This window comes from Methanofervidicoccus abyssi (genome assembly GCF_004310395.1).
Lineage (GTDB): Archaea > AGJL01 > Methanococci > Methanococcales > Methanococcaceae > Methanofervidicoccus > Methanofervidicoccus abyssi.
On the sequence record NZ_BFAX01000003.1, the window covers coordinates 72,547 to 97,659 of the forward strand.

27 protein-coding genes and 1 tRNA gene are annotated in these 25,113 nt (G+C 34.1%); 16 read left to right on the forward strand and 12 right to left on the reverse strand.

The annotated features are described in order from the left end of the window. From MHHB_RS02955 to MHHB_RS02965, 3 genes are all read left to right on the forward strand, one after another. Nucleotides 1–2,847, forward strand: a complete 2,847-nt coding sequence (locus tag MHHB_RS02955; RefSeq protein WP_131007134.1) for a chemotaxis protein CheA — start codon at nucleotides 1–3, stop codon at nucleotides 2,845–2,847. A 10-nt stretch (nucleotides 2,848–2,857) separates the two neighbouring features. Further along, on the forward strand, nucleotides 2,858–3,319 hold the full coding sequence (locus MHHB_RS02960) for a chemotaxis protein CheD (RefSeq protein ID WP_131007402.1): 462 nt from the start codon (nucleotides 2,858–2,860) through the stop codon (nucleotides 3,317–3,319). Nucleotides 3,320–3,563: 244 nt separating this feature from the next. Further along, nucleotides 3,564–4,976, forward strand: coding sequence for a methyl-accepting chemotaxis protein (locus MHHB_RS02965; RefSeq protein ID WP_131007135.1), 1,413 nt, complete (start codon nucleotides 3,564–3,566; stop codon nucleotides 4,974–4,976). Nucleotides 4,977–4,982: 6 nt separating this feature from the next. On the opposite strand, the gene MHHB_RS02970 is transcribed toward MHHB_RS02965, so the two are convergent. Continuing rightward, on the reverse strand, nucleotides 4,983–5,636 hold the full coding sequence (locus MHHB_RS02970) for a DUF5612 domain-containing protein (RefSeq protein ID WP_131007136.1): 654 nt from the start codon (nucleotides 5,634–5,636) through the stop codon (nucleotides 4,983–4,985). A 113-nt stretch (nucleotides 5,637–5,749) separates the two neighbouring features. Between MHHB_RS02970 and MHHB_RS02975 the strand changes: the two genes are divergently transcribed. Both MHHB_RS02975 and MHHB_RS02980 read left to right on the forward strand, forming a co-directional pair. Then, nucleotides 5,750–6,934, forward strand: a complete 1,185-nt coding sequence (locus tag MHHB_RS02975; protein WP_131007137.1) for a DUF2226 domain-containing protein — start codon at nucleotides 5,750–5,752, stop codon at nucleotides 6,932–6,934. A gap of 14 nt (nucleotides 6,935–6,948) precedes the next feature. Beyond that, nucleotides 6,949–7,497 (forward strand): hypothetical protein, encoded by a 549-nt coding sequence (locus MHHB_RS02980; protein WP_229701910.1) that lies wholly within the window; start codon nucleotides 6,949–6,951, stop codon nucleotides 7,495–7,497. Between the two features lie 102 nt (nucleotides 7,498–7,599). Here MHHB_RS02980 and MHHB_RS02985 read toward each other — a convergent pair whose 3' ends face one another. The 3 genes from MHHB_RS02985 to ribB all read right to left on the reverse strand — a co-directional run bounded on the left by MHHB_RS02985 (nucleotide 7,600) and on the right by ribB (nucleotide 9,218). Then, the gene (locus tag MHHB_RS02985) at nucleotides 7,600–7,824 is read right to left on the reverse strand and encodes a TRAM domain-containing protein (protein ID WP_131007405.1); all 225 of its coding nucleotides are present in this window, start codon (nucleotides 7,822–7,824) and stop codon (nucleotides 7,600–7,602) included. Nucleotides 7,825–8,058: 234 nt separating this feature from the next. Next, the gene (ribC, locus tag MHHB_RS02990; RefSeq protein WP_131007138.1) at nucleotides 8,059–8,529 is read right to left on the reverse strand and encodes a riboflavin synthase; all 471 of its coding nucleotides are present in this window, start codon (nucleotides 8,527–8,529) and stop codon (nucleotides 8,059–8,061) included. Between the two features lie 11 nt (nucleotides 8,530–8,540). Beyond that, a complete protein-coding gene (gene ribB, locus MHHB_RS02995) occupies nucleotides 8,541–9,218 on the reverse strand; it encodes a 3,4-dihydroxy-2-butanone-4-phosphate synthase (protein ID WP_131007139.1) in 678 nt (225 codons plus the stop codon). A 432-nt stretch (nucleotides 9,219–9,650) separates the two neighbouring features. Between ribB and MHHB_RS03000 the strand changes: the two genes are divergently transcribed. From MHHB_RS03000 to MHHB_RS03015, 4 genes are all read left to right on the forward strand, one after another. After that, nucleotides 9,651–10,787: a DUF373 family protein gene (locus MHHB_RS03000; protein ID WP_131007140.1), complete on the forward strand. Its 1,137-nt coding sequence runs from the start codon at nucleotides 9,651–9,653 to the stop codon at nucleotides 10,785–10,787. Nucleotides 10,788–10,809: 22 nt separating this feature from the next. Further along, nucleotides 10,810–11,760: a magnesium/cobalt transporter CorA gene (gene corA / locus MHHB_RS03005; protein WP_131007141.1), complete on the forward strand. Its 951-nt coding sequence runs from the start codon at nucleotides 10,810–10,812 to the stop codon at nucleotides 11,758–11,760. Nucleotide 11,761: 1 nt separating this feature from the next. Then, nucleotides 11,762–12,034 (forward strand): signal recognition particle subunit SRP19/SEC65 family protein, encoded by a 273-nt coding sequence (locus MHHB_RS03010; protein WP_131007142.1) that lies wholly within the window; start codon nucleotides 11,762–11,764, stop codon nucleotides 12,032–12,034. Between the two features lie 79 nt (nucleotides 12,035–12,113). Then, nucleotides 12,114–12,187: transfer RNA gene (locus tag MHHB_RS03015), tRNA-Val, on the forward strand. A gap of 46 nt (nucleotides 12,188–12,233) precedes the next feature. On the opposite strand, the gene MHHB_RS03020 is transcribed toward MHHB_RS03015, so the two are convergent. Further along, nucleotides 12,234–12,692 carry a methanogenesis marker 9 domain-containing protein gene (locus MHHB_RS03020; RefSeq protein ID WP_131007406.1) on the reverse strand — a complete coding sequence of 153 codons (459 nt, stop codon included), beginning with the start codon at nucleotides 12,690–12,692 and terminating at the stop codon, nucleotides 12,234–12,236. Between the two features lie 314 nt (nucleotides 12,693–13,006). Between MHHB_RS03020 and MHHB_RS03025 the strand changes: the two genes are divergently transcribed. Beyond that, a complete protein-coding gene (locus MHHB_RS03025) occupies nucleotides 13,007–13,624 on the forward strand; it encodes a DUF366 family protein (protein ID WP_131007143.1) in 618 nt (205 codons plus the stop codon). Here MHHB_RS03025 and MHHB_RS03030 read toward each other — a convergent pair. The 3 genes from MHHB_RS03030 to pyrE form a co-directional block, all read right to left on the reverse strand. Then, the gene (locus MHHB_RS03030; RefSeq protein ID WP_131007144.1) at nucleotides 13,608–14,606 is read right to left on the reverse strand and encodes a beta-ribofuranosylaminobenzene 5'-phosphate synthase; all 999 of its coding nucleotides are present in this window, start codon (nucleotides 14,604–14,606) and stop codon (nucleotides 13,608–13,610) included. The two genes, MHHB_RS03025 and MHHB_RS03030, sit on opposite strands and share 17 nt — an antisense overlap. 200 nt (nucleotides 14,607–14,806) lie before the next feature. Continuing rightward, nucleotides 14,807–15,103: a HesB-like protein gene (locus tag MHHB_RS06600; protein WP_268220479.1), complete on the reverse strand. Its 297-nt coding sequence runs from the start codon at nucleotides 15,101–15,103 to the stop codon at nucleotides 14,807–14,809. A gap of 327 nt (nucleotides 15,104–15,430) precedes the next feature. Further along, nucleotides 15,431–15,964: an orotate phosphoribosyltransferase gene (gene pyrE, locus MHHB_RS03035; RefSeq protein ID WP_131007408.1), complete on the reverse strand. Its 534-nt coding sequence runs from the start codon at nucleotides 15,962–15,964 to the stop codon at nucleotides 15,431–15,433. A 141-nt stretch (nucleotides 15,965–16,105) separates the two neighbouring features. On the opposite strand from pyrE, the gene MHHB_RS03040 reads away from it, so the two are divergent. After that, nucleotides 16,106–17,407: an S-layer protein gene (locus MHHB_RS03040; protein ID WP_131007145.1), complete on the forward strand. Its 1,302-nt coding sequence runs from the start codon at nucleotides 16,106–16,108 to the stop codon at nucleotides 17,405–17,407. 29 nt (nucleotides 17,408–17,436) lie between these two features. Here MHHB_RS03040 and MHHB_RS03045 read toward each other — a convergent pair whose 3' ends face one another. The 3 genes from MHHB_RS03045 to MHHB_RS03055 are packed head-to-tail and all read right to left on the reverse strand — an operon-like array spanning nucleotide 17,437 to nucleotide 19,161. After that, entirely contained in the window at nucleotides 17,437–18,084 is a 648-nt protein-coding gene (locus tag MHHB_RS03045; RefSeq protein ID WP_131007146.1) for a HemK2/MTQ2 family protein methyltransferase, read from the reverse strand. A gap of 8 nt (nucleotides 18,085–18,092) precedes the next feature. Then, complete coding sequence (locus tag MHHB_RS03050; protein WP_131007147.1) at nucleotides 18,093–18,569, reverse strand: RNA-binding protein; 477 nt, start codon at nucleotides 18,567–18,569, stop codon at nucleotides 18,093–18,095. A gap of 10 nt (nucleotides 18,570–18,579) precedes the next feature. Beyond that, nucleotides 18,580–19,161: a FumA C-terminus/TtdB family hydratase beta subunit gene (locus tag MHHB_RS03055; RefSeq protein ID WP_131007148.1), complete on the reverse strand. Its 582-nt coding sequence runs from the start codon at nucleotides 19,159–19,161 to the stop codon at nucleotides 18,580–18,582. Between the two features lie 114 nt (nucleotides 19,162–19,275). Here MHHB_RS03055 and MHHB_RS03060 point away from each other — a divergent pair, with 114 nt between their 5' ends. The 4 genes from MHHB_RS03060 (at nucleotide 19,276) to cbiB (ending at nucleotide 22,768) form a co-directional block, all read left to right on the forward strand. After that, nucleotides 19,276–20,067, forward strand: coding sequence for a translation initiation factor IF-2 subunit alpha (locus tag MHHB_RS03060; RefSeq protein ID WP_131007149.1), 792 nt, complete (start codon nucleotides 19,276–19,278; stop codon nucleotides 20,065–20,067). A gap of 21 nt (nucleotides 20,068–20,088) precedes the next feature. Next, nucleotides 20,089–20,253 (forward strand): RNA-protein complex protein Nop10, encoded by a 165-nt coding sequence (locus tag MHHB_RS03065; RefSeq protein ID WP_131007150.1) that lies wholly within the window; start codon nucleotides 20,089–20,091, stop codon nucleotides 20,251–20,253. A 146-nt stretch (nucleotides 20,254–20,399) separates the two neighbouring features. Continuing rightward, complete coding sequence (locus tag MHHB_RS03070) at nucleotides 20,400–21,836, forward strand: DUF530 family protein (protein ID WP_131007151.1); 1,437 nt, start codon at nucleotides 20,400–20,402, stop codon at nucleotides 21,834–21,836. A 2-nt stretch (nucleotides 21,837–21,838) separates the two neighbouring features. After that, nucleotides 21,839–22,768 carry an adenosylcobinamide-phosphate synthase CbiB gene (cbiB, locus tag MHHB_RS03075; protein WP_131007152.1) on the forward strand — a complete coding sequence of 310 codons (930 nt, stop codon included), beginning with the start codon at nucleotides 21,839–21,841 and terminating at the stop codon, nucleotides 22,766–22,768. A 208-nt stretch (nucleotides 22,769–22,976) separates the two neighbouring features. On the opposite strand, the gene MHHB_RS03080 is transcribed toward cbiB, so the two are convergent. Then, nucleotides 22,977–23,690 carry a 6-carboxyhexanoate--CoA ligase gene (locus tag MHHB_RS03080; RefSeq protein ID WP_131007153.1) on the reverse strand — a complete coding sequence of 238 codons (714 nt, stop codon included), beginning with the start codon at nucleotides 23,688–23,690 and terminating at the stop codon, nucleotides 22,977–22,979. Between the two features lie 381 nt (nucleotides 23,691–24,071). On the opposite strand from MHHB_RS03080, the gene MHHB_RS03085 reads away from it, so the two are divergent. After that, a complete protein-coding gene (locus MHHB_RS03085) occupies nucleotides 24,072–24,995 on the forward strand; it encodes an apurinic/apyrimidinic endonuclease family protein (RefSeq protein WP_131007154.1) in 924 nt (307 codons plus the stop codon). Nucleotides 24,996–25,113: the final 118 nt, after the last annotated feature.

The following is a 25,113-nucleotide window of genomic DNA, read 5'->3' on the forward strand; positions in this document are numbered from 1 at the left end:
ATGGATGAGATGGAACAGTATAAAGAACTGTTCTTGGCAGAAGCGAGGGAACACCTTCAGGCTCTAAATCAGTATTTAGTAGAACTTGAAAACAATCCTGAAAATTTAGAGATAATTAATTTAATATTTAGATCTGCACATACTTTGAAAGGATCGGCGAGAACTGTAGGGTTTGATCATATATCCAATCTCACCCACCATATGGAGGATATCTTGGATTATCTGAGGGAGGGAAAGATACCTGTAACTTCGGAAATTATGGATCTACTTTTTGAGTGTCTCGATGCCCTTGAGACAATGGTCAATGAAATCGAAGAAGGTATTACTGAAACATCTGTAGATGTAGATGGATTAGTTGAGAAAATAAAGATGTTGAAGGAGAAGTATCTCTCAGGTAGTGTAGAGAAGGAAACAGCGCCTGCAGAAGAGGAAAAAAAGGAAGAAGTGATATCTACTACTAAAGAAGAAAAAAAGGAAGAGAAAAAAAACAAAATTAAAGTTATTTTGAAGAACCCTACAACTACTATAAAAGTCAAAAAGACAGTGAAAATTCCAGCAACATCTGAAGAGGAGATAAAAAAACCAAAAAACTTAGAAGATATCCTTGAACAGATGAGTAAATCTGTTGAGGTCCTCAGTATAATTGCAGAAGCCCTTGAGTACAGTGAATTAATAACTGTACTAAAAAAGATAGAGAAGTTAGTAAACAAAGTGATGAATGACAGTATTGTTTTTACTAAGTCGGTAATGGATGCTCTAAAGTATTCTTTAGATGCTATGGAAAAGATAGCCAAGACTGTAGAAGAAGGTAAGGATCTTTCAAATATAGACGTTGACTTATCGGAATTAAGTGATATGTTAGATAAGGCATTATCAACAGAATCTAAGGAAGTAGTTTCTGAAGAAGTTAAAGAGTATGAGGTAACTCTAGACCATACAAAATTTAAAATTGACGAGTATGGAGAGCGTATTAAAGAACTTTTTGAGAAAGGTTATAAATTGTATCACTTAAAGGCCAAAACTGCTGAGGACTGTACTTTAAAATCTGTTAGATTGCTGATGGTATTAAACACAGTACAGAAAATAGGTGAAGTGTTGGATACAATACCTAAGGAAGAAGTACTCAAGGAAGGAGGGGGAGGAGAAGAGTTGGAAATACTCTTCCTCTCAGATAAACCTATAGAAGAAATTCAGAAGGAATTAGATGCAATAAGTGAAATGGAATACATAGTGGTATCTCTCGTTGATGTAGAGTTAGAAGTTGAAGAAGAAGAAATAAAAGAAGAAGAGAAGGAAGAGAAAAAAACTGAAGAAGATCTACAGGATGCCTATAAAGTAGAAGTAGTAATAGACGAAGAGTGTTTATTAAAATCAGTTAGAGCCTACATGGTTATAAAGGAACTTGAAGATTTGGGGGAGATTGTTAAAGTAGAGCCTTCGTTAGAAATGATACAGAAGGGAGAGTTCAAGGATACAAAGGTTATCATATACCTCATAACGGACAAGGAACCTGACGATATAAAAGAGGCTGTACTAAATATTCCTGAAATAAAGGAAGTTTCTGTAGAACTCCCAAAATACATGGAAGAAATAAAAACTGAAAAAAAAGTGGAAACTAAATCTCACAAAAAGGAAGTAGAGAAAAAGAAGACAGAACCTCCTACAAAAAAAGCTTCTAAAGAAGTAACAACAAAAAAATCCTCGACAGTTCAAACTGTAAGGGTAAATATTGAAAAGTTGGACAAACTTATGAACTTGGTGGGAGAGTTAGTAATAAATAGAGCTAATTTTGCCCAAATAGCAGAGAAATACGATATAAAGGAGTTACACAATGCAGTAAATAGACTCAACATGCTAACCACAGAACTCCAAGAGGAAGTTATGGCAATGAGGATGATTCCAGTATCCTTTATATTCAACAGGTTTCCAAGAACGGTGAGGGATCTTGCAAAGGCTCTTAACAAGGAAGTTGAATTGATAATTGAAGGTTCAGATATTGAATTGGATAGAACTGTATTGGATGAACTCGCTGAACCTCTGACTCACATTATTAGAAATGCATTAGATCATGGTATAGAACCTCCTGAAGAAAGGGAGAAATTAGGTAAACCTAGGAAAGGAAAGTTAATATTAAAGGCAGCAAGAGAGAGAAATCATGTACTTATTATTGTAGAAGATGACGGTAGGGGGATAGATCCAGAAGTTATAAAGAGAAAGGCTATAGAAAAAGGTCTTATTACAGAAGAAGAAGCTAAGAGAATGTCTGATCAGGAGGCTATTAATTTGATATTCCTACCAGGGTTCAGTACTGCTGAAAAGGTTTCGGATATATCTGGAAGAGGAGTGGGGATGGATGTTGTAAAGACAAAGATAGAGTCCCTTGGGGGTAGTGTAACTATCTACTCTGAAAAGGGTAAAGGTACAAGAGTAGTACTCCAGTTACCACTGACAATGGCTATCATATTAGTATTACTAGTTAGATTGGAAGATCAGGTATATGCAATACCTCTAACAAGCGTTTTAGACGTTACACATATTAAAAGAGATGAGATAAAAAACATAGAGGGCCAGGATGCTATACTTTACAGAGGAGATATACTACCAGTAATGTGGTTAAAAGATATACTTAACTTCCCATGGAATGATGAAAAATCTGAGGAACTATATATTGTAGTTATAGAGAGAAATAAAGGTAAATTGGGTATTGTTGTAGACGATGTTATAGGACGTGAAGAGATTGTAGTAAAACCTCTCCAAGGTATCTTAAAGAATATTCAGGGCTTTGCGGGGGCAACTATATTAGGAGATGGAAGGGTAGCGTTTATTTTAGATTTAAACAGTGTGTAGGTTGTTTATAATGGTAATAAGGGTAAAAATAGGTGGTTTGGAAGTAGCAAAAAGTCCAGAGGTGCTTGAAACTTTATTGGGCTCCTGTGTAGCCCTGATGCTATACGACAAAGGGAAGAAAATAGGAGGTATGGCACATATAATGCTCCCTTATACCAACGATCCAAATGTGAAAGATCCTGGTAAATACGCAAATACTGCGGTACCTGCATTAATTACTAAAATGATAACTTTAGGGGCAAGACCTAATAAATTAGTGGCTAAGATAGCGGGAGGAGCTGCTATGTTTAAAACTTCCAATACTATAAATGTTGGAAAAAAAAATGTTGAAGCAACAAAGAGAGAGTTAAGTAAGTATAAAATAAGGATAGTCGGTGAAGATGTAGGAGGTGAAGGTAGTAGGACTGTTAAATTTTTTTTAAAGGATGGAAGGGCAGTCGTGATCCATAAAGGAAAGAGTAAGATTATATAATAGTTCTAATAGATATTAAAAATAATATAAATATTATTACCAATTTTAAAAATTTTTAAATTCTAATTCCAAAATTTACAATAAATTCAAAAAAGCTTTTAAATAATACAAAAAAAAAGAGAAATCTGATATTAAAATGTTGGAAAAATTCACTATGGTAGGATTATACCTATGATCATTCTCTGGAATTGAAGTAGATATAAAGATTTAGTATAAATTTAGTATATAAATAAAAGGTGATAAAATGGATTGTAAGAGATTACTAATATTAATTCTAATACTACCTATCTTTTTATTTTTTATAATATTATTGGCAGTATTTTACTTAACGGCTCCTCATATTATCCCTGTCATTCTACAAAATGCTATCTTTATAATCTTGGGAATAGTAATTTCAGTAGGTATATCCTATATTGTTGCATCCAAGCTATTTAAAAGATTAGAAAAATGTAGAAACTTACTTCAAAATATAGTCTTATTATTAGAAATGGACCCCTCTATTATAGATGACCCAAATGTATTTGAAACATTAACTGAAGAGATAGAGAAATTAAAAAAATCTCATAAAAAACTAATAGATTACAAAAAAGAAATTAGACGTACAATTAATGAAATTGTAGAGGCCCTCTCCAAACTTGAACAGGGAGATTTGACAGTTAGAATGGATGAAAATAGGAAGTACAACAGACTCCAGAAAATATTTAATAGGGCTGTATCAAATATGTCACAACTCATCAAAGATCTAAGAAAACATATAGATAGACTAAATGAGGAAATAAATATACTCAGAGAAGAGATAGAGAAGACTAAGGAGATCTCAGATCAGGTAACAGATGCCGCATCCCAGGTAGCCACTGCAGCCACAGATCAATCCGCAAAACTCCAGGATATCACCCAAGAGTTAGAAGAAACTACGAAACTAATTGAAAACACAGCCCAGAGTGCAGAGGAAGGTGTAAAGGCTGCAGAAGAAGTAAGTAACTACTCAGAGGAAGGTGTAAAGAAGGTAGAGAACGCAATAACAACGATGCAAAACATCGCAAATGTAATAGACGAGTTAGGTAAAGCTATCCAGGAACTCGGTGAAGAGAGTAAGAAGATCAACGAGATTACAGTACTTATCAAGGACATAGCAGAGCAGACTGGACTCCTGGCCCTCAACGCCTCTATAGAGGCTGCCAGGGCTGGAGAGGCAGGGAGAGGTTTCGCAGTTGTTGCAAGTGAGATAAAATCCTTAGCAGAAGAGATAGGGAAGTCTGTGGACGACATTAAGAAAACTATCTCCGAGATACAGAGTAAGATCGAGAAAACTGTAGATCTAGGTTTAACTGGTAAGGATGAAGTAGATAAGGGAGTTATTGCAATAGACGAGGTAAATAATGCATTCCTCAAAATCAAGGATGGAGTTTATACAACATTGGAAAAGATAAACGCAATCAAAGAACATGCAGAAGAGTCCAGCAACAACATTCAGAGTGCTCTTAGACACGTCCAAGATATTGCCTCTATATCCGAGGAGTTTGCAGCCACTGCAGAGGAGTTGACTGCCAGTGCTGAGGAACAGAATGGAGTTGTGGAAGAGGTTAGTAAGGTCATTGATGAACTTGCCAAGATATCTGAAGAGGTCTCACATAGTGTAAGTAAATTTAGAGTATAATTTGCTTTAAATAACCTTTCCTCTCACTTTGTTTATATCAAATTTTGCAGTCTCTGCAACTGTCATTACTGCTATTACTCCAGCCTGTACAGGATCAGTCACTACTAAATCTACCACCTTAGGAACACTACCAACCATTTTTAAGGAGATAACGTAAATACCAGTTTTTTCCTTAAGTCTTCTTATCGCTTCAGTTATCTTTCCACCCATAAGAGATCCAGCAAGAACTAACAGTCCTACCCTCGGAAGTTTTTCCACTGAGAGCACAGCATTGGCTATATTCTCTTCCCCAACTATAGGTATAGTATCTATACTTATTCTCTCCCCTCGAATGTTGTGTCTATCTGCTTCTATTATAGCCCCTAGGGCAACCTGGGAAACTTGGGCACCCCCTCCTATTATTATTATTCTCTTTCCAAAGATCTTTTTGAGGGTGGAATGTATCTCCACTTCTATTATCTCATCTAAACTCTTTAAGGTATTTATGAGACTGTCTTCATCTTCTATATTTTCTATCTCCATGTAGATTAATCCGGTATTGTTATTCCTTATAAACTGTTGAGTATAGGTGATATTGCCTCCTAACTTTGAAATAATACCAGTTATTCTATGTAAGATACCTATCTTGTTATATGCTATCAACGTTAATCCTATCTCCATACTTCTACCATTTTTTAATTTTTAAATAACTATAATCGGTAATATAATAAATTATTAAATATTAATAAGTCATTATTAAATTATTGTTAGATAATTATTAGGGTGTAAATGTTATGGTTATACATGTTATAGAAGGAAACTTAATTAAAATATTTGAAGATGAAGATGTAGATAAAATACTAAAGGAATCAAAGAACTTCACTGGCTATATTAAACTTTCGATAAAGAGGGATGGAGGTTTTGAAGAAGGATATATATTTTTGAAGAATGGAACTGTTATCGGTTACTACTACAACTATAATAACACAGAGATTTTTGGAGATAGATCCGTAGAACGCATAGAAGATATGAAAAAGGACAAACCTCTGATAGAAGTATATGAATACACCTTAGAGAAGTTGAATACTATGATGGACATATATAAAGAAATATTCTTAAAAGAAGCAAAAATTCTTAAAAAGGAAAAGGAAAGTACGGAATTTGAAGAAAATCTCCATTATTACAACTTGGATCTATGGATACCCGAAGGTAAGCCTTTGAGGTTAAATTTAGGAAAGAATTATAAGGACTATTTGAAAGGATATACATTAGTGGAGATATTTAAAAAGGATGGAGAGGGATACAAAAAGGGATATATAATATATAAAGATAAAACACCTATACTATCTGCCTATGAGAGCAACAACAAAGTTCTATTTGGTAAAGATGCATGTCACATGATTAAAAAACTTTTAACATGTCAGGATATAGTGGTAGATATCTTCGAGTACGATGAAAATAAGGTAGAGATACTTGTAGAATACTATCCACAGATGGCGTTAGTAAATGTTGAATCTTTGAAAAAAGATGAAGATGTTATTCAAGAAAAGACGGAAAATACAGAAGAAGAAATAAATGAAGAGATTATTTCCGATAAGGAAGAACTTTTAAAGAAATTCAATATTACACCACCAGATGAGGAATTTATTGATAATCTCATTAGAAGTACTTTTGAGCCATCCTATGAAGAATTGGAGAGTATAAAAAAGGACTTAGAAGAAAAAATATATTCCTATTTAAAGAATCAAGGAGATATAAAAAGTTTTAATGTAAATATAGATGTACATTACAATGGGAAATATTATTGTACTTGTGACATAAAAATAAAAATAAATCCAAAATCCATACTTAAACTTATACTCTACCGTGGAAGATTGTTTAAAAATAGGGATGCAGAAAAAATTAAAAAAGACATAGAATGTATAATATCTCAGTATGTTATAGATATAATTCCAAAAGTGAATGTTGAGATAGTGTAAGAACAGGTGCTATTATGGATCTAATATTTTTAATATTTCTGTTTATTATATTTTTTTTGATAGGATTAGTATTTGTAATGTTGGGATGGTATATATACATCACTGAAAAAGAGAAGAAGCGATTATTAGAAAAGGAGAAACTTGAAGATGAAATTGTTAACAGTCTATTGGAGTTAAAGAAATACACCACCGAAAGTATAAATATCAGCGATGAAAAGTTATCAGATAAGTTCGATCTTATAGAAGTTGCTTTGGAAAATGATGTAGGTAGTATAACTATAACCTCTGAAGAAGGTCTTCCCATCATATCTACAATTAGGGATGCTGAAGAGGTATCTGCAAAGTACAGTGCCCTATTCCAACGTACCCATAAATTATTAAAGGATAAACCTAAAAGGGTATCTATTAAATTTGAGGATTACTATATTCATATACTCTCTATCTCCAAGGACGACGTTAATCTCTACGTCATAGTTAGATCTAACTTTGAGTTAGATCCTGTAAATGAGAAAAAGTTAATAAAAGATATTCTCAAAGTTTTAGAAGATTACATACCTAATTAAGGCAGATGATGAAGTTGTCCCCGGCTGATAAGGGATGAGAACCTTTTAAAATCTGATGCCTAATAAAAAAATAAAAAAAAAGAAAATGTTATAATAGGAAATTTATACTCTCTCTCCAAAGGCAAACCTATCCTTAACTGCAGTTATTTTAACTGTAACTGTCTCTCCTTTAGTAGTATTTGGGATAAAGATAACAAACCCTTCTACTCTTGCTATTCCATCTCCTCCCCTTCCCATATCTTCAATTGTTACCTTATATTCCTTCCCCTCAACTACAGGAATTCTTCTATTATTTCTCTGTCTATTAAAGGACATTCTATTCACCATATTTAAATACAATACAATATTATTCAATTCCGTTCTCTCCTTAAGGTTTTATAAGTAAGACCTTAAGGAGTTCTCCCATTCCATCTGTATTTTATTAACCAGATGTCATCAGGAGCTTTCAGGGGGAACGGAACTCCCCACATTTAAATGAATCGTTTTAGATTTCTAAAGTGTTTTTATCAACTGTAATTTTCATCCTATAAAAACCTATCTATCGTTTAGAATTTAAAACGATTATTCCCTAACAGGTCCCACATCTTCAAACCCCTGTCTTAATCCCTTACCAGCGTTTTTCTCCAAGAACTTCCTGTTGAAAAGTAGATAATATACATTCTCAGCATGCTCCTCTGCCCTCCTCTTTGCAAGCCATTCCAACTCTCTCTCATCCTTAGCTTCATCCTCATGGACAAATACCTCTATGATATGTTTGTTGGTCATAAGTTGAGCCATCATAATTCCTTGGGAAGCCTCATGGGCACATATTTTATCCTTTTTCTCCTTTCCAGGCATCCCAAGGGCCATTACAATCTCACATTTCTCCTCCTCAATAAGTTTTTTACAGGCCACAGGCAAATCTTTTATACCAGGTACTGTGTATCTAACTATCTTTATCTTGGGTGTTAACTCCTTAAGTTTTTTTATCGCAGCAGATGCCATATCTACCCTTGCAAAGGTAGTATCGGCAATACCTACCCTTACAGTCATAATATCACCTGTTATCTCTTCCTCTCTAAGTAGTAGTTTATAATATCCTCCCCACTGAGAAATACCAAGTTATGTTTCTCTGCATATCTCCTGGCTTCACTCTTATCCATGGCGTAGCCGTCTTCTCCCATCATCTCACATATTGTGGTGATTGGTGTCATATTTGCCAACTCTGCAAGAGCCACCGTCATTTCTGTATGACCTCTCCTGTTTCTAACAAGACCTTCTGCAGCCCTTAGGAGAATAACATGTCCTGGAGATCTGAACTCTCTACCAAAGTCGTTAAACCTTTTCTCCTTACAAAGATCTGCAAATTTTCTTATGGTAAATGCTCTATCTCTATCTGTGATACCAGTAAATGTCTTTCTATGGTTTATAGTGATGGAGAAGGAAGACTTCTCGTCGTAGGGGATATCAGAGGGGTAAAGTTCCTTCAGTAATGGGTATCTCTTTGAAGCCTCAAGAAGTATATCTACCATAAAGGGAATGCCTATGGAGGTGCAGATCTTGGGATGTACTGCAGTACATATAAGTCCCCCACCGTCTTTTCTCATAGTTTTTATATGCTCAAATGTTATCTTTTCCGAAGCCACTACCATGTCAGTTTCTCCTTCTCTATCGTCGCTGTCGTAGACAAGTACTATCTTCCCACTTCTTAAACTGTAGATTGCCTTTTTTATTAACTCCATTTACTCACCAGGTTTTTGTTATTTTTTTTAGATATTATAATAACATCGTTAAAATTACAATAATATATTATTGTAAATAATATAATTAATAAATAATATAATGTAAAAATAAATTAGTATCTACAACTATAGACCAAATTCCAATATTTTCTCTCCTTCTATTCTTTTTTAGAGGCTTTAATAAGTATAGGCTATTATATATTTTAAATCCTAGTTTCATCAGATACTATTAATAATAAAATTAAAAAATCTTGAGGAGATGAGAAAGTAAACTGAATCTTTTATAATCCATTTCGCAATTTTATGTTATCGAATGATTTAAGTAGTAAGAGAGTTGGCTGTTAGGTTTTAATTCATTGACAATAAGACTAAAGTTATAATTGCTATAATATTAAGATAACTATAAATTAGGATATTAAAACTGGGATATTTATGGAAGTTAAAAATAACTTTCAAGGTATTTTTACTGTTAACAATGTTGGAAAAGGGATCAACTACAGAGGTAGCAACAGAAGTGAAGAGAAATATCTTGTTATTATAGTGGATATAGACGATGATGTAGGTAGGAAGGCCAATATTAAAACACCAGTACTCGGGAGGTCTGACTGTATAAACGCTGCTATTAGACTGGGACTGGCAGATCCTGGTGACACTGATGTAAATTCAATACTTGGAGGTGTAAAACTATATGATGATCTAAAAAAGGAAGAGAAGGATGTAGAGTTAGCACTGATATCAGGTTATAAAAATGTTGAATCTAAGGAGTGTGCCAAAAGAATAAAGGAACAGTTGGATTTTCTCCTCTATCTCTATGAACCTACATTTGTATATTTTGTATCTGATGGTAAAGAAGATGAATTGGTATTGAAATATTTAGAAAACAAGGATGTATTTGTATGGAAAAAAAGAATAGTTGTAAAACAGAGTGAATCTTTAGAATCTACTTACTACTTAGTTCAAGAGTTCCTTGAAAAGACAATGTCACAGTATTTACCTTTTATATTTACATCCATAGGATTTGCTATGGTTATCTATGCTATATTTGCAGATCTTGGGTGGAGGATCATTGTTGGTATAGTAGGGTTATATATTCTCTCAGAAGGCTCGGGTTTAACTAAAGATCTAAAGAAAGCCTTCAAAGAGGGGAAAAAAAGTTTTGAATTTAGAAGACTTACACCTATGGGGAATGTTATAGCCATAGTTATAACAACGATAGGTGCCCTTTACTCTTACAGTATGGCCCATACCAAGGATCTTGTCAATTTTGTGGGAATATTTCTCCACTATTTTACAGATATGTTTGTACTCAGTATGTTTATAATTTTAGTAGCACATTCTATAGACGATATCATTTATTCCAGTAAGGATGTTTTAGATATATTAAAGAGATTTCTCTTTGGAATCGTGATTTTGTTTATACTTAGAGAGATTCTACTTAAGTTTTCAGACCTTCTATGTGGAAAGACTCAGTTCATAGAACTTATAGTATCTGTTATATTATATACCTTAATAACTGGTATTCTATTTGTAGTACTCTTTTATAACAGGAGTAGGAAGAGATATAGATAATAATTGAGATATTGGGATAGACATGCTAAAGATTTTGGGATATAGGGACGAAAATATAATCAAAATAAATTTGGAAGATCTAGAAAATCACAGAGACTATATACTAATATGGATGGATTGCTATGCCCCCTCAGATGAAGAACTTTTAAAACTTTCTAAGAAAATAGGTATCGGTGTAGATGAACTGAGAGTAGGTTTAGATGAACAGGAAGTTCCAAGGGTTGAAGAGGAGGAAGATTACTACTTAATCATCTACAAGGCACCTCTCTTTGAAGAAGATGTTACCACCACATCCTTTGGAATATTTATAAAAGACAATATAGTATTAACCATCCATAGTGACAAGATAAAATCCATAGGAAAGATATACAGTTTACTGAAATCTAAAAAACCAAAGACACTCCTAGGTAAGGGTATAGGTTTTTTTCTCTATGTACTTTTAAATCAGATCACTTTAAACTACTCGAGAATCTTGTTGAACTTAGAAGACAAGTTAGATAGATTGGAGTACGCCCTAATCCACGGAGGTAAGAATGTGACAGAGGAGATTTTACAACTGAGAAAAACTTTGGTATACTTCCACAAGGCTTTGGTATCTAACAAAGACGTCTTATCTATATTAAAGAGAAAGTACCTTCCAATTACTACCCAGGAAGATAGGGAACATTTGGAGGATCTTTACTACGATACACTTCAGTTGTTAGATATGGAGACTACATATAGAGAATTGCTGGTCTCGATGATGGATATGAGTCTCTCCATAGAGAATATAAGGATGAATCAGATAATGAAGATACTAACTATGGTTACCACTGTATTTGCAGTCCCTGTCTGGATAACTGGAGTATTTGGTATGAATTTCAAGTATATGCCTCTGATAGATAGTCCCTACGGGTTTTGGATGGTTATGGGAGTATGCTTAATCACGGTAATTATACTTATGTATGTATTCGTAAAGGAAGGGTGGTTATAGGATGAAGGAAATTGTTATCTGGCCAGTTTATATAGATAGAGAGAAAAGTCGGAAGGAAGGAAGACGGATACCTCAGAGTTTAGGTGTTAAAAATCCAAAGTTGGAGAACATATATAAGACGTTAAAGAAGATGGGTTATTCTGCTGAGATCGTTAGAAACAAGTGCTATCCAAGAATACACTGGGAACTTTGTGGGTATATCAAGGTTAAAGTGGAGAATAGTACTTCAAAGTCAGAGTTACTTAAGGAGATATGTAAAAACTATTTAAGATAAGACATAGGATTCTAGACAGAGAAATATTTATAAAACCGAAAACCTTATATATATGTTTGTAATATTAACAGATTGGATTGGGCTCGTGGTCTAGCTGGCTATGATGCCGCCCTGACACGGCGGTGGTCGGGAGTTCGAATCTCCCCGAGCCCACTATTTTTTGGAAATATTTATTTATATATTTGAATATATTATTAATTTAGGTACAACTTTTTAACTTAACAACAGTTTTTCTCAAATCTCCAGTCTCAAGCAATAACCTTTCAACATCCTCTTTTTTAAATCCTTTTTTCTCCAAAAATTCTACTGTCTCCTTAAAAAATTTGGATTTTCTTAATATCTCTTGAGCCAGTTTTTCTTTCAATTTCATATACTCCTCCTTACTCATCCCAATCCTCATGAGAGCGTTATCTCTGAAGGGACATGGTTTGCTTATCTTGCAACACCATACTAAACTACCAAAACATGTACCTTTTCCTTCCCCCAATTTTGTTTTCTTTCCAAACTCTTCCTTTATCTTTACAAACTCTTCAGGAGTCATCTTCAATATTCTTAGAGCATCGTAGATAGGACAGTTCTTTACAGGAGGACAGCAGAAAGCCAACCCTCTAAGATCTCCCCCTCTACATATGTGAGATGGTGCATCTTTCCACATTATTATCACCTTCTTCATTTTATTTTCCATTTCTCGTTTAGAGGAAGATGTTATTAAATTTGTATTTTTCTCAGTAATTAGTATGAAGTATTGAGATGATTGTCAATAGATAAAATTTTAAAGATAAAAAAACACTGTTATTTATTTGTTTTTAATTTATCAATACCTTTTCCCATATAATAATTAACATAAAAATAATTCCAATAATTAATTTTTTACCTTAATTATAATTATTATTTTTTACCTTTTTGATGGACCAGGGTTTATTAATATTTTATTTTTATATGTTTATCTACAAATGACATTAGGTGAAGGGAATGAAGATAATACACTTTAAAAGTATTTCACTACTCATAGAAGAAGAGAAAATAACGTATACAGGGAAGGAGTTGGAACCTCTATGGGCCTTTGAGAGATACAGTATCCAGAGAGACAGTATTGTTGCATTTAGAGGAAAGATAGAAGTACCTCTAGAGAATATGAAGGATCTAAAGGATGTCAAGGAAGAAGGTTTTAGAAGTAAGGCACTAATAACTTCCTCAGATGCTATAAACTTTATCGTTGAACACTTTGACAATCCAGACCTAAAAATAACATACTTGAGACAGAGACTTTTAGTACTTATAACTAAAGAAGTGCTGGAGGAAATTTCTGGAAAGAGAATAGTAAGAAGAGGTGACGATCTATACTATAAAGGAGGTAAGTTATCGGTATCTATAGCCTCCAGGGGCATATCTTCGGGAAAAATACATATAGGTATAAATATATCTAAGAAAGGTACACCCCCTTATATTAAAACATCCTCCTTAGAGGATTTAGGAGTAAATGTTGAGGAAGACAGTGTATTGGATATTATGGAGAGTGTAGGAAGGAGATATGGAGAAGAGATGGACAAGATAGAAGAAGATATAAGGAAAACTAAATGTTTATTTTAAATCCTTCGTTGTTACCTTTGGTAATCACTACTTCTCCGTCTATACCCCGTCTATCAAAAAACTCCTTAGAGGTTTCAACTACTTTCTTAATATCTTCTCTACCATTACATATAGAGTACAGTGTAGGCCCAAAACTGGACAATCCACTGTAACTTACCTTCTGAAGTTCCTTTAGAAGATCCTTAACTGTATCTCTTTGAAGTCCCACCTCCACCCTTTTGAATCCTAAATATTGAAGTTTGTTAATACTTTCACCAAAAGAGACAATATCCTCTTCAACTACAGCGGGCAGCATTTTCATAAGGATAATATGGCATATTTTCTGAGTTTCTTCCAAGGGCACAGGACAGTACCTTTTAAAGATATCTATCTCCCTCTCCCCATGGATGTTTTCCCCTTTAGGTATTGTAAGTACAACACTCCAGTTGAAGTCATGCCTAAATATTAAGGGAGGTGTTCTAACATTTTTTGAGGCTGAGGACGGAGAGAATCTTTCTTTATCCTTTCCCTTCCCAAAGGTATGTCCTCCATCTACTATGAAACCACCCCTTTCAAAGGCATATACTCCTATCCCCGAGGTTCCACCTCTACCTGTAATACTGGCTAAGGTTTTAACATCCAAGTCCTTTTTGTATATTTTTGATATCAACATACCAGTGGAAAGTGCCATCTGAGTACCACTTCCCAGCCCACTGTGTAGAGGGATGATACTCTTCACCTTTATATAAATCCCATCTTCTCCAATGTAGTTTAAAACCTTCTTAGATACCCACAACAACCTATCTTTTATACTCCTTAAGATATCTTCCTGTATTCCTTTGGATTTTACCTCTATCTCAATTTCTGAACTCTCTTTACCCTCAATATAGAAATTAGGGAAGTCTAATGCAATCCCCACTCCCCCATCTATTCTACCTATACTTCCATTGAGATCTATTAATCCAATATGTATTCTTGAGGGAGATTTAATAGTTAATCCCATAATACTACACCTTATGGATCTTTGGAATCTACATCTAATCTTTTGAAATACATAGAATACACTCTAGGACATAAAAAAGATGAGAAAAGAAGATACTTTAAAGAGCGAGAAGATAAAGATAAGCAGATGATATTTCTTCGTATACTATATATTAATTCATAGGACCAGACCTAATCCCGTAGAGGGTTCTTAGGTTTAGTTTAACATAATTTCTTCCCTACATTCTTAAGGGTAAGATATTTACCGTAGAATATAGACCTCTTTAAGGTTAAATCAACTTCCTTGAGGAGTTCTCTACTTATCTTATCTAAGTATATCTTAAACTCCCCATCGTATATTAACTCGTCCCCTTTACCCGGAGTTTTTAAACTTATGTTGAATTTAGGACCTCCTCATCCAAAACCTTCAAATGAAATCACCAATGTGTTGATTCCAGTTTTTTCAACCTTTTCTTTTATGTATTTTAAGGCATCTTCAGATATCTTAACAGATACCATTTACACCACCTATACTAAAGTTGTAAATCATTTAGACCTATTATATAGTTTATGATTATTGTAGTATTAAGGTTATTGTTATATAATATAATAGGAGTTAAAATTTTTAATATAGTTATGAACAAAATTATATGTACCAAAAAATAAAAAATAATAACCTTAATTCCTATCAAAAAACGATAAATTGAATATTATAAAAATAATAAGAAAAAAATAACCTTATTGAATATAATAACAACCTCAGGATCTTGAATAAAAAATAATAGATAATAAGGATGGTAAATCCTGGACTATAGATAAATTTTTCCTTTTCCTACGACTGTACTTCTACTTCAGTTCATCTACAGTAACTAGAGGTATTAACTTAACTCCTATCTTTTCTAAATTCTCTTTAGCTCCTTCTTCCCTATCCACCACTACAAAAACCTTATCGACATTTCCCCCTATAGATCTAATCTCTTCTACAGCCTTCATTACACTTCTCCCTGTAGTTGTAACGTCTTCGACGAGAATCACTTTATCTCCTTTTTTTAGCTCTCCCTCTATCTTACTTTTAGTACCGTATTCTTTAGATTTTTTACGTATAATTATCAGATCTTTATCTGTTTCAAGAGATACTGCAGTAGCTATTGGTACAGAGCCTAACTCAATTCCTCCAATTTTCAAATTTTCGTCTAATTCTTCATTTAGATACCATCTTATTATTTTTGCTATAGTTTTTAGTATTCCTGGATTTGTGATAGCCCTTTTGATATCTACGTAGTAGTTACTCTTCCTTCCAGATGAAAGAATGAAATCTCCAAATTTGACACAGTTTGTATTCTTTAAAGAGTATATTAATTCTTCTCTTAAATTTGTTATATCTATTTCTATATTCCTCTTCAATATCTCACCTATTTTAATTATATTTTAATTAATTATTATTAATTATTATAACGAAAATTAATAAAAATAAATTCTCTATTATCCTATAAACAAATAACAAATAAGCTGGTGATAACTTTGAGATACATTGCAATAATTAGAATTACCTTAATAGCTCTTTTAATATCTCTAATCCCTCTAAGTTACTCCCTACCTATACTGGATACTCCAACCTTGATAATATCGAACAAGAACACTCCAGATATAGATTACGCAAATATGATTATGGATAAATATTACCTTAAGAGAAAGATTCAGATCTTAAACGATAGTGCAGCAAATATCTTTGAAAGAAAAATAAGATATATTCTTGCCCATGATAAAAACTTTTCAATAATAGGGAACAACTCCAAATTATATGTAGAATACGATATAGAAAATAATACAGTTAAATATAAAAAGATCATCTACTCAGTTAAAATAGCTAAAGATGAAGTAGATCTCTTCGATATTAAATACAGGATATTAAATAGAAGTAGTAACAAAGTAATCCTATACACTCTATCGAAAAAGATAACTACCAACTCTTCCTTTGACTACGGTGATTATAAAGTTGTCCTAAAGTTAGTATCTTTAGATAACAGAATACTGGTTGTAAATATCTACAAAGATAACAGATTGATAGAGAAAGATAAGGAATTATATAAAGATAAGATTTTCTACTTAAATAGAAGTATAGCTTTACTCTACGAGGGGACAGATAGAGGAAAGTATGTTATAACAGTATACAATATTATTATCTTAGAAGATGGTAAAGATTTTGTACTCAATAGGAATTTTAGAGTATCTCTATCGAAGGATAAGATAAGTTTGATATACAAAGATCTTAGGAATATTGGAAATTCTTTTCATATATTCAACTACCATATTGAGGTTATAAATAACTCACCTTTCAAATACTTTAGAGTAACTTACATCAACAACTATACAATAGAGTTAGAAGACAATGATACTGTAGATCTTGGAGAAGGGACATTTTTAATAAAAAATGGCACGAGGATATTTATCTTCAAGGATGGGGAAATATTCGATAGGGAGTTGAAGGAGTACTATACTCCAAGTATTCTCTTGGATAGTGAAAATGTATTAAAGACAGACTGTAATATTATTTTGGTAGGAGGGCCTGAAGTAAACAGATTAACTAAGAATATCTCAAAATACTTAAAGGTGCCTATAACGAACACATATCCGGGGAAAAATACAGGAGTTATACAAACTATAAAGAATCCATACAATCCAAAGTACTCTATAATGGTAGTTGCAGGTTCAGATAGATGGGGCACTAAGGCCTGTGTATTGGCACTACTAGATAACGTATATAGTGGAGGTAATATCACGTATGTTAAATGGATGAATGGTACCTATAGGGTTCTAAATTAAAGATTTTTACCTTTCCTCTTAAAACTCTTTTAGAGTAGTTCACGGATCCTCTCGGCAGTTATTAACTGTATCTCCTCATAGAAGAATCTTATAGATGCAGTTTTTTCACCTTTAAATCCGTATCTCTTTAACATGTCAAAGGTTCTTTTCTCCCCAGTTAGGGAGGACTGTACTATCTGAATTACTCCATCCTCATTTAAATATTTCCCAACCTCTGAGATAAATTTATCTAACACCTTCCTTCCATCTACCCCTCCGTCAAAGGCGTAGTTTATACAATCTTCTAATCTCTCCTCCTGAGAAGTTGGGAGGTAAGGTGCATTAAAGAGAACAACGTCAAATTTATCTATACTAATCTCTTCCATTATTCTATCTATACCCTTAAATAAATCCCCGTGGAAGAAGAAAATCTCCTTACCTACCTCTAAACCGTTTAACTTTGCATTTTCTCTACTTAACTCTACTGCATAAGGATTTATATCTATTCCTACTGCAACATCACATCCTTTTTTTACTGCATTTATAGCCTGTATGCCAGTACCTGTCCCCATATCTAAGACTTTCTTACCTCTAACATCCACCAGGTTATCCATGAGGAGGATGCTATCTTCTGCAGGTTCATATACTAAGGGATGGATCTTTAAAACAATATCTCCAGTCTTTATCGTTCTTCCCATTTATATCCCTACTTAAGGTTCCATATGGCATCTCCAACGTAATGAAGGGTTTTTATAGCCCTGCCTCTATTGGAGTTTTTCATTGTAACTCCATCCATCAATGCCCTACCAATTATAAGGGGCTTTTTGTGGGTTTCATCTACTGCAAAGACTACATCTCCCTCCTTAATATTCTCATCTGCATCTACTATGCCTGGAGCCATAACATCTGCTCCTCTGGCTAAGAACCTCACAGCACCCATATCTACCACAACCTTTCCTCTCTCTATGTTGTACTTCATTATACAGTGAAGTGTGGGATACAACCTATCTTCTACCTTGAAAAGAGTAGGTTCTCCATCTATGAGTATTACCTGATAGTTATCTACCACTAAAACTTCACCTTTAACCTTCTTAGGAATCTCCACACCAAAGGTATCTCTCAACTCTTCCAATACCTTTTTTAACTCCTTCTTTTTTAAATGATGCCTCTTTTTTATCTCCAACATCTCACCGTTAAATCAGCTCTTTGAGTTTTTTCATTACCTCCCTATTCACTTCCTCGTAAATACTTCTTCCATAGGTATCCATTGCAACTACCAAAGGACCGAAGTTTTCAACCTCGAGTTCCCATACAGCTTCTGGCATACCTAACTCAGGTAGATATACTCCCTTTACATCCACCACTGCATCTGCAAGTAGTGCTGCACATCCTCCAGGGGCGGCGAGATAGACAACTCCATACTCTTTAAAGATATTTAGTAAATCTCCCTTCATACCACCTTTCCCAACTATAGCAGAGATACCAGTGATCTTTATAAAATCTGCCTCTACCTCGTTCATCCTTGCAGAAGTTGTAGGTCCTATAGATATACATCTCCATTTATCTCCTACTTTTTTCATAATTGGCCCAGCATGATATATTACTCCCTCCTTTAACTTATTTACAATCTTTCTAATGTCCTTTTCATCTATTCTCTTTATAATGTTTATATGGGCCTCATCTCTCCCTGTATAGATCCTTCCATTGAGATAAACTATATCTCCAACCTTCAATTTGTACACTGTATTTTTTGATATAGGGGTTTTTAACTCCACATTTTCACCATAGATTTATATATTTTATTATTAATACAATAATTAATGCAATATATTGTTATATAACGGCCTATATTATTATATAACGGTTATTAAAAATTATTAGGTGAGAAAATGAGAAAGGACTTCCCAGAAGAAGGAGAGTTAGTTATCGGTACAGTTGTAGATGTAAAACCTTATGGAGCATTTGTAGAGTTGTTGGATTATCCAAATAGAGAAGGGCTGATCCATATATCTGAGGTATCTTCTGGATGGGTAAAGAACATAAGAGATCATGTTAAAAAGGGACAGAGGGTAGTGGCAAAAGTAATGAGGGTAGATAAGAAGAAGGGACATATAGACCTATCTTTAAAGAGAGTTACAGAACAGCAGAAAAAGGCTAAAATACAGGAGTGGAAAAGGTTTCAAAGGGCGGAAAAGTTACTACAATTTGCAGGGGAGAAGCTTGGAAAGTCCCTTGAGGAAGCCTGGGAGGAAGTAGGGTATAAGTTAGAGGAGGAGTTTGGAGAACTCTATCACGCCTTAGAGTGTATTGCCATAGAAGGCAAAGAGATCTTAGAGGAGTTGGATATTCCAAAGGAATGGAAAGATATACTTTACGAGGTGGCTATTGAAAACATAGAGTTGCCTACTGTAAAGGTAGATGGTATATTAACACTTACTACAACGGAACCTAACGGTATCAAAGTTATAAAGAATGTCCTGAAGAAGGCCCTGAAGGCCAACCCCTACGAAGACGTCGTTGTAGATATAAGATACGTTGGAGCTCCAAAGTACAGGATAGAAGTTGAGGCCCCAGATTACAAGAGTGGAGAAGAGGTACTGAGGAAAGTTGCAGATACTGCTATAAACTCCATCAAGAAGTATAAGGGAGGGGAAGGTAGTTTCGTAAGGGAGTACCATTAAAATAAAAGTTATGATGAAAACATGAGGATAAAAAAGTGTCCAAGATGTAAGAGATATGCATTGAAGGATATCTGCAATATCTGTGGAGAAAAGACTGTAACTGTCAAACCACCGAGATTCTCCTTAGAGGACAGATATGGTGAGTACAGGAGAATGTTGAAAAGATCTTTAAAAAACAAAAGATAATAAAAAATAAAGTAGAAGCCTTGTTTTAAATCAAAGGAAGACAGTCTCAAGATTTAAATAGGATTAGGATGGAAGGTTTCCCTTTATTATTATTACCTTTTCTCCCGATATTTCTAACGTAGAATAATTATTCCTCTAGTGAAATTATGGACAGTAGTGTTTTGATTAGAAGATGTAATGAATTTTTGGAAGAGTTGTCAAAATTTAGAGAGGAGATGTCATCAAAATTTTCAGAGAATTTAGATAGTGATTTCTATAGTAATCTGATAGATATCTTAAGTAGAAATTTAAAGATTTTAGAGGATTTAAAGGAGAAGATGGAATTACAAGGTTTTGACACTCCCTTTATAGGCGTAGGGAAGTTAAAAGGGTGTGATGAGGAAGATCTCTACGAGATAAAGTCTTACGTCTCTTATCTTAGGAGGATGGTAGATGAGAAGAAAGGAGTGTTAGAGAGGGTAAGATACGCCATAGTATCTCATAGAATAGCCTTGGGACATCTAAAGGAGAAGGAAGGAAATAGGAGAATAGTACATTTTCTACCTTACGACGGCTCCAATAAAAATATACTTTTTAATATGCCAACACTCTTTGTCAGAACGTACAAAAGACTTTTAAATATATTGGAATCTGAAGGCAAGGGAATACTAAGTTCTGTCACTATAACCTTTATAGTGGTGGAGGATGGGAAGAGGAAGTTGAAGAGGATAAAGATAGAAGATGAAAATTACGAGGAATATCTTAAGAGAAACTATGGAGATGTACTTATAACTTCTATAAAGAAAAATTATACTAAGAATAAACTGATATCTGACAGTTATGTAAGAAAGACTCTGGCACTATCTTATTTACTGGCATACTGGAATGAGATAGAGAGAAAGATAAAGAAAGAATATGAAGAAAAACTCTCTGAACATCAAAAGGAATTGATAGAGAAATACAGGAATACAGTGTTGGACCTGAGGGAAGATGTAGAGGGGGGAGTGATAGATATTAGAGCTTTGGAGGAGTTGAAGATAAAGAGGATTAGGATGAGGGAAGAATTGGAAAGGTTAGGGATCTACAAGGAGGGAAAACTAGTAGAAGAGTTGGAGAGTGCTCTCAGGGTAGAGAAGGAGATCTCGGAAAAATTTTCATACAGTATAGCTGTAGAATATCTCTCTCAAGATATTTTCAAGTATTATCTCTACAAGACCCCAGATGAGAGAAGTAAATCCAGTATGTTCCCATCCATTCTTCCTACACCTTCCCCTTTAAATCTAAGGTGGATGGAAATTGAGGGAATAGATCCTGTAAATGTTTTAGATGTTAAATTCCTACTTGAGAAGGAACTTCCAAAGTACAGTATTTCCATTAAGGACCTTGGAGGAGTGGCTCTATATTTGATCCATGGTTGGGATGAAGTCCAGAGGTATGGGTTCAGGAGGAAGGATGTTGAGGAGATTCTTAAAGATATGGCCCCTATAGATAGATTGAGATCTCTACTGAGTAAAAAAGGAGTAGATATAAAGAAGTTGGAAAGATACGACTCTATAAAAAGGGAGAGGACAAAGAGATTCTTAGATGCCCTTAGTAGGTTGTAACCATGCTTAACCCTCTAATACTCTGGGGATCTATAGTAGTTGATAGAATCCTTGGAGAACTTCCCGAGAGGATACACCCCGTAGTCTGGATAGGTAAGTTGATCTACTTCCTGGAAGATATTTTTAGATCTACTTACTCAAGAAATAAGGTTAGAGATCTCTTTTTTGGATCCCTTACTACACTAATTACATTGACGGTGGTATTTTTAGCATCTTATGTCCTAGAGGCATTTATAAGTAGATTACCTGAGATCCTTCAATATCTCCTTTACCCTTTTATCTTCTCAACAACAATTGGATACAAATCTCTCTTAGATTTCTCAAGGAAACCTATAGACTGTGTGAAAGAAGGGGACATAGAAGGTGCGAGGAAGTGTCTTCAGTGTATAGTAAGTAGGGATACTTCGAAGTTAGATATAGAGCATATTCTATCAGCATCGGTAGAGAGTCTATCTGAGAACATAACAGATAGTATTATCGCCCCCCTCATATACGGGGCACTCTTTGGACTTCCTGGAGCCTTCCTATACAGGGCTGTGAATACATTAGATGCTATGATAGGATACAGAAATGAGAAATACGAATACTACGGTAAGTTAGCTGCCCGTTTAGATGATATATTAAATATTATACCTTCACGTATTGCAGGTTTACTCCTTGTAATAACATCACCACTATATGGAGGAAGTATAAAAGGGGCACTCTACGGTTTCTTTAGGGAAGGTTCTAAAACTCCCTCTCCAAATTCAGGATATACTATGGCCACGATAGCCAACAGTTTAGGCATTATCCTTGAAAAAATAGGGTACTACAGATTAGGAAGGGGAAATATAGATATTAAAAAGGCTTACGATTCCTTGAAAGCTGTAGATATAGTAGTAATATCCTTTCTTGTAGTTTATACTCTTTTGTATCTTTTTATTGCTAACTAAAAAACTACTTTTCATAGTAGTAATTAATATAATAATAAAAATAATTAAGTAATTAATAATAATTATTTATATATAAGAATGAAATATAAAAAATTAAAACCAGAAAGAAAAGATTAACAGAGATCCAGTTTTACTTCTTCAGTATATGTAACCCAGATTTTGCATTTCGTTATTAACCATCACTTTAATGGGAACTAAACTTGTTATTTTATCTGATAATGTAAGGTTTATTTTCCAGATCCCTTATCAGTTTCTCCAACCTCTCTCTATCCCTTTCAGGAATATCTACGAAGAACACTCTGCCCCCTACCTCTCCCCTCTCCTTCAAGTTTGTAATTCTGAAGTATCCCTTCTTAGTGGCTACGTAACCTGTGGTATAAGATGGATTATCTGAAGTACACAACTCTGCAATAACTCCCAAATCTATAACCTTAGTTGCTATCGCTATGGCATCGACAGTCCTCTCTGTTCCCAAATTCCCCTTTAATATCCTTTCCCTTAATTCCTCAGATGTAGATATACACTTCACCCTTACACCTCTCTCCCTATCAGGTTCCAACCTATATCCCTCCAAGTTTAATATACTTGCTCCCCTCATACCTCCCTCGTCAACTATTCTAAATGCTTTATCTATAACATCTTCTTTTATTCCTTCTTTTCTCAGGATATTCCTGGCAACTTCCCTGGCCTCTTCCTTACTTCTACACTTAACAGTTATTATAGGTAGGTGATCTCTATACTTTATCTTCTCTTTGATCTCTTCAATCTTTATGTTTATAAAATCTGGAGTCCCATTTTCATGGAAAAATGCCCTTCTTATAAACTTGATAGTGTATTCTTCTACCTTCTCCCTCTCTACTATAGTCTCTGCCCCCGAAATATGCCTACCATTTTTCGACGCCCTCATTTTTACACTGTACATATTTATCCCAGGTTATTTTTTGTAAAGTATCCTCCAGTGTCTAAAATAGTTGAGTGATAACCAGAATTTATTCTTTTTTTATATGGTAGGTTTTTTATCATCGATTTTATTATAGAGAGTAAAAACCTAAAAGGACAGAGCAGAAATCTCGTTTTACTCTTTTAGTAATCAGTGTAAACTAGAAAATATTTCTTATCTTTCTTTTTATATCAATTAAATTATTTAATTACTTTTAAACGACTACTTTGATGGAAACTAAGATTCTTAATACACATGTTGATATAATACAGTAGTACTAACAATAAGTTATAAATTATAAAAATGACAATAATCATAAATTTGTATAACCATTATAAATTAACTATAAATTAGGTGATAGTTGTGATACTATTTGAATGGGGTACTTACAATGCACTCTCCACTCTTAAACAGGCTGCACTTTTAGGTACTAGGATTACAGAGATACCTCCTGCTGTCCTATCTAAGAAGATGTCTCTAGATTACTATGAAAGTTATAGAAGAATGGGGGAGAGATACTTTACACTGATAGTAGCACATGGTCCTTACTACAATCTAACATCTGAGAAGGGATTAAAAGCTCATCTTGCAGCGATAGAAAGAGCTACAGTCTCTGGGGCTAAGATATACAACTACCATCTTGGTAGGAGAATAGGAACGGGAGATATAACCGTCCAGTTGGAGATCTTAAAAAAGTTCAAAGAGATAAACAGTGAAATGATATACTCTCCAGAGCCTGCAAGTAACGAAGGGGAGTTTGGTACCTTAGATGAGATCGAGGAGCTTGTTAAAGCTGCAAAGGAGGAAGAAATAAAGATAATACCTTCTCTACAGTTGGAGAATATCTTCCTAAATGAGTTAGGAGTTTATGAAACTGGTGATTTTGTAGAAGCATCTGAAAAGGCAGATGTGAAATGGTGGTTGAAGATCCTTGAGAGGATGGACAAGATATCAGAGAATATGATACATATTAGGTTCTCCCAGGTAGTGGGTATTAAACATGGAGGTAGATTCTATAAAAAGAGGATGCCGTTAGGAATGGGATATCCTCCACTTCGACCTTTGGCAGAGGCCCTATCTACATACTTTGTAAATAACAGTATGGAAAAGGTAGTTAAAAAGATACTCTTCCTATATACAGGGTTGCCGGAGGTTAAATATAGAGATCTAATAGATATCTACGCTACAGTTATGAAGTTATCTATAGATAAGTTGGTAAATAAGAAGAACCAGATGGAGTACGGAAAATTCTATGCCTCCCTTAAGATGGAGGAAGATAACGATTAACTTATAAATTTAGATATCTCTTATTATAATGACTGTAGAAATATCATCAGGATAGGAAATTTATTCCCTATCCTATTTAAAATTATCTTTTTACTTTTTTGAATTCGTAGCTTCAATA

Coding starts and splice junctions, on each gene's coding strand:
- MHHB_RS02955 (WP_131007134.1), top strand. CDS start 1: ATGGATGAGATGGAACAGTATAAAGAACTGTTCTTGGCAGAAGCGAGG.
- MHHB_RS02960 (WP_131007402.1), top strand. CDS start 2,858: ATGGTAATAAGGGTAAAAATAGGTGGTTTGGAAGTAGCAAAAAGTCCA.
- MHHB_RS02965 (WP_131007135.1), top strand. CDS start 3,564: ATGGATTGTAAGAGATTACTAATATTAATTCTAATACTACCTATCTTT.
- MHHB_RS02970 (WP_131007136.1), bottom strand. CDS start 5,636: ATGGAGATAGGATTAACGTTGATAGCATATAACAAGATAGGTATCTTA.
- MHHB_RS02975 (WP_131007137.1), top strand. CDS start 5,750: ATGGTTATACATGTTATAGAAGGAAACTTAATTAAAATATTTGAAGAT.
- MHHB_RS02980 (WP_229701910.1), top strand. CDS start 6,949: ATGGATCTAATATTTTTAATATTTCTGTTTATTATATTTTTTTTGATA.
- MHHB_RS02985 (WP_131007405.1), bottom strand. CDS start 7,824: ATGGTGAATAGAATGTCCTTTAATAGACAGAGAAATAATAGAAGAATT.
- ribC (WP_131007138.1), bottom strand. CDS start 8,529: ATGACTGTAAGGGTAGGTATTGCCGATACTACCTTTGCAAGGGTAGAT.
- ribB (WP_131007139.1), bottom strand. CDS start 9,218: ATGGAGTTAATAAAAAAGGCAATCTACAGTTTAAGAAGTGGGAAGATA.
- MHHB_RS03000 (WP_131007140.1), top strand. CDS start 9,651: ATGGAAGTTAAAAATAACTTTCAAGGTATTTTTACTGTTAACAATGTT.
- corA (WP_131007141.1), top strand. CDS start 10,810: ATGCTAAAGATTTTGGGATATAGGGACGAAAATATAATCAAAATAAAT.
- MHHB_RS03010 (WP_131007142.1), top strand. CDS start 11,762: ATGAAGGAAATTGTTATCTGGCCAGTTTATATAGATAGAGAGAAAAGT.
- MHHB_RS03025 (WP_131007143.1), top strand. CDS start 13,007: ATGAAGATAATACACTTTAAAAGTATTTCACTACTCATAGAAGAAGAG.
- MHHB_RS03030 (WP_131007144.1), bottom strand. CDS start 14,606: ATGGGATTAACTATTAAATCTCCCTCAAGAATACATATTGGATTAATA.
- MHHB_RS03045 (WP_131007146.1), bottom strand. CDS start 18,084: ATGGGAAGAACGATAAAGACTGGAGATATTGTTTTAAAGATCCATCCC.
- MHHB_RS03060 (WP_131007149.1), top strand. CDS start 19,276: ATGAGAAAGGACTTCCCAGAAGAAGGAGAGTTAGTTATCGGTACAGTT.
- MHHB_RS03065 (WP_131007150.1), top strand. CDS start 20,089: ATGAGGATAAAAAAGTGTCCAAGATGTAAGAGATATGCATTGAAGGAT.
- MHHB_RS03070 (WP_131007151.1), top strand. CDS start 20,400: ATGGACAGTAGTGTTTTGATTAGAAGATGTAATGAATTTTTGGAAGAG.
- cbiB (WP_131007152.1), top strand. CDS start 21,839: ATGCTTAACCCTCTAATACTCTGGGGATCTATAGTAGTTGATAGAATC.
- MHHB_RS03080 (WP_131007153.1), bottom strand. CDS start 23,690: ATGTACAGTGTAAAAATGAGGGCGTCGAAAAATGGTAGGCATATTTCG.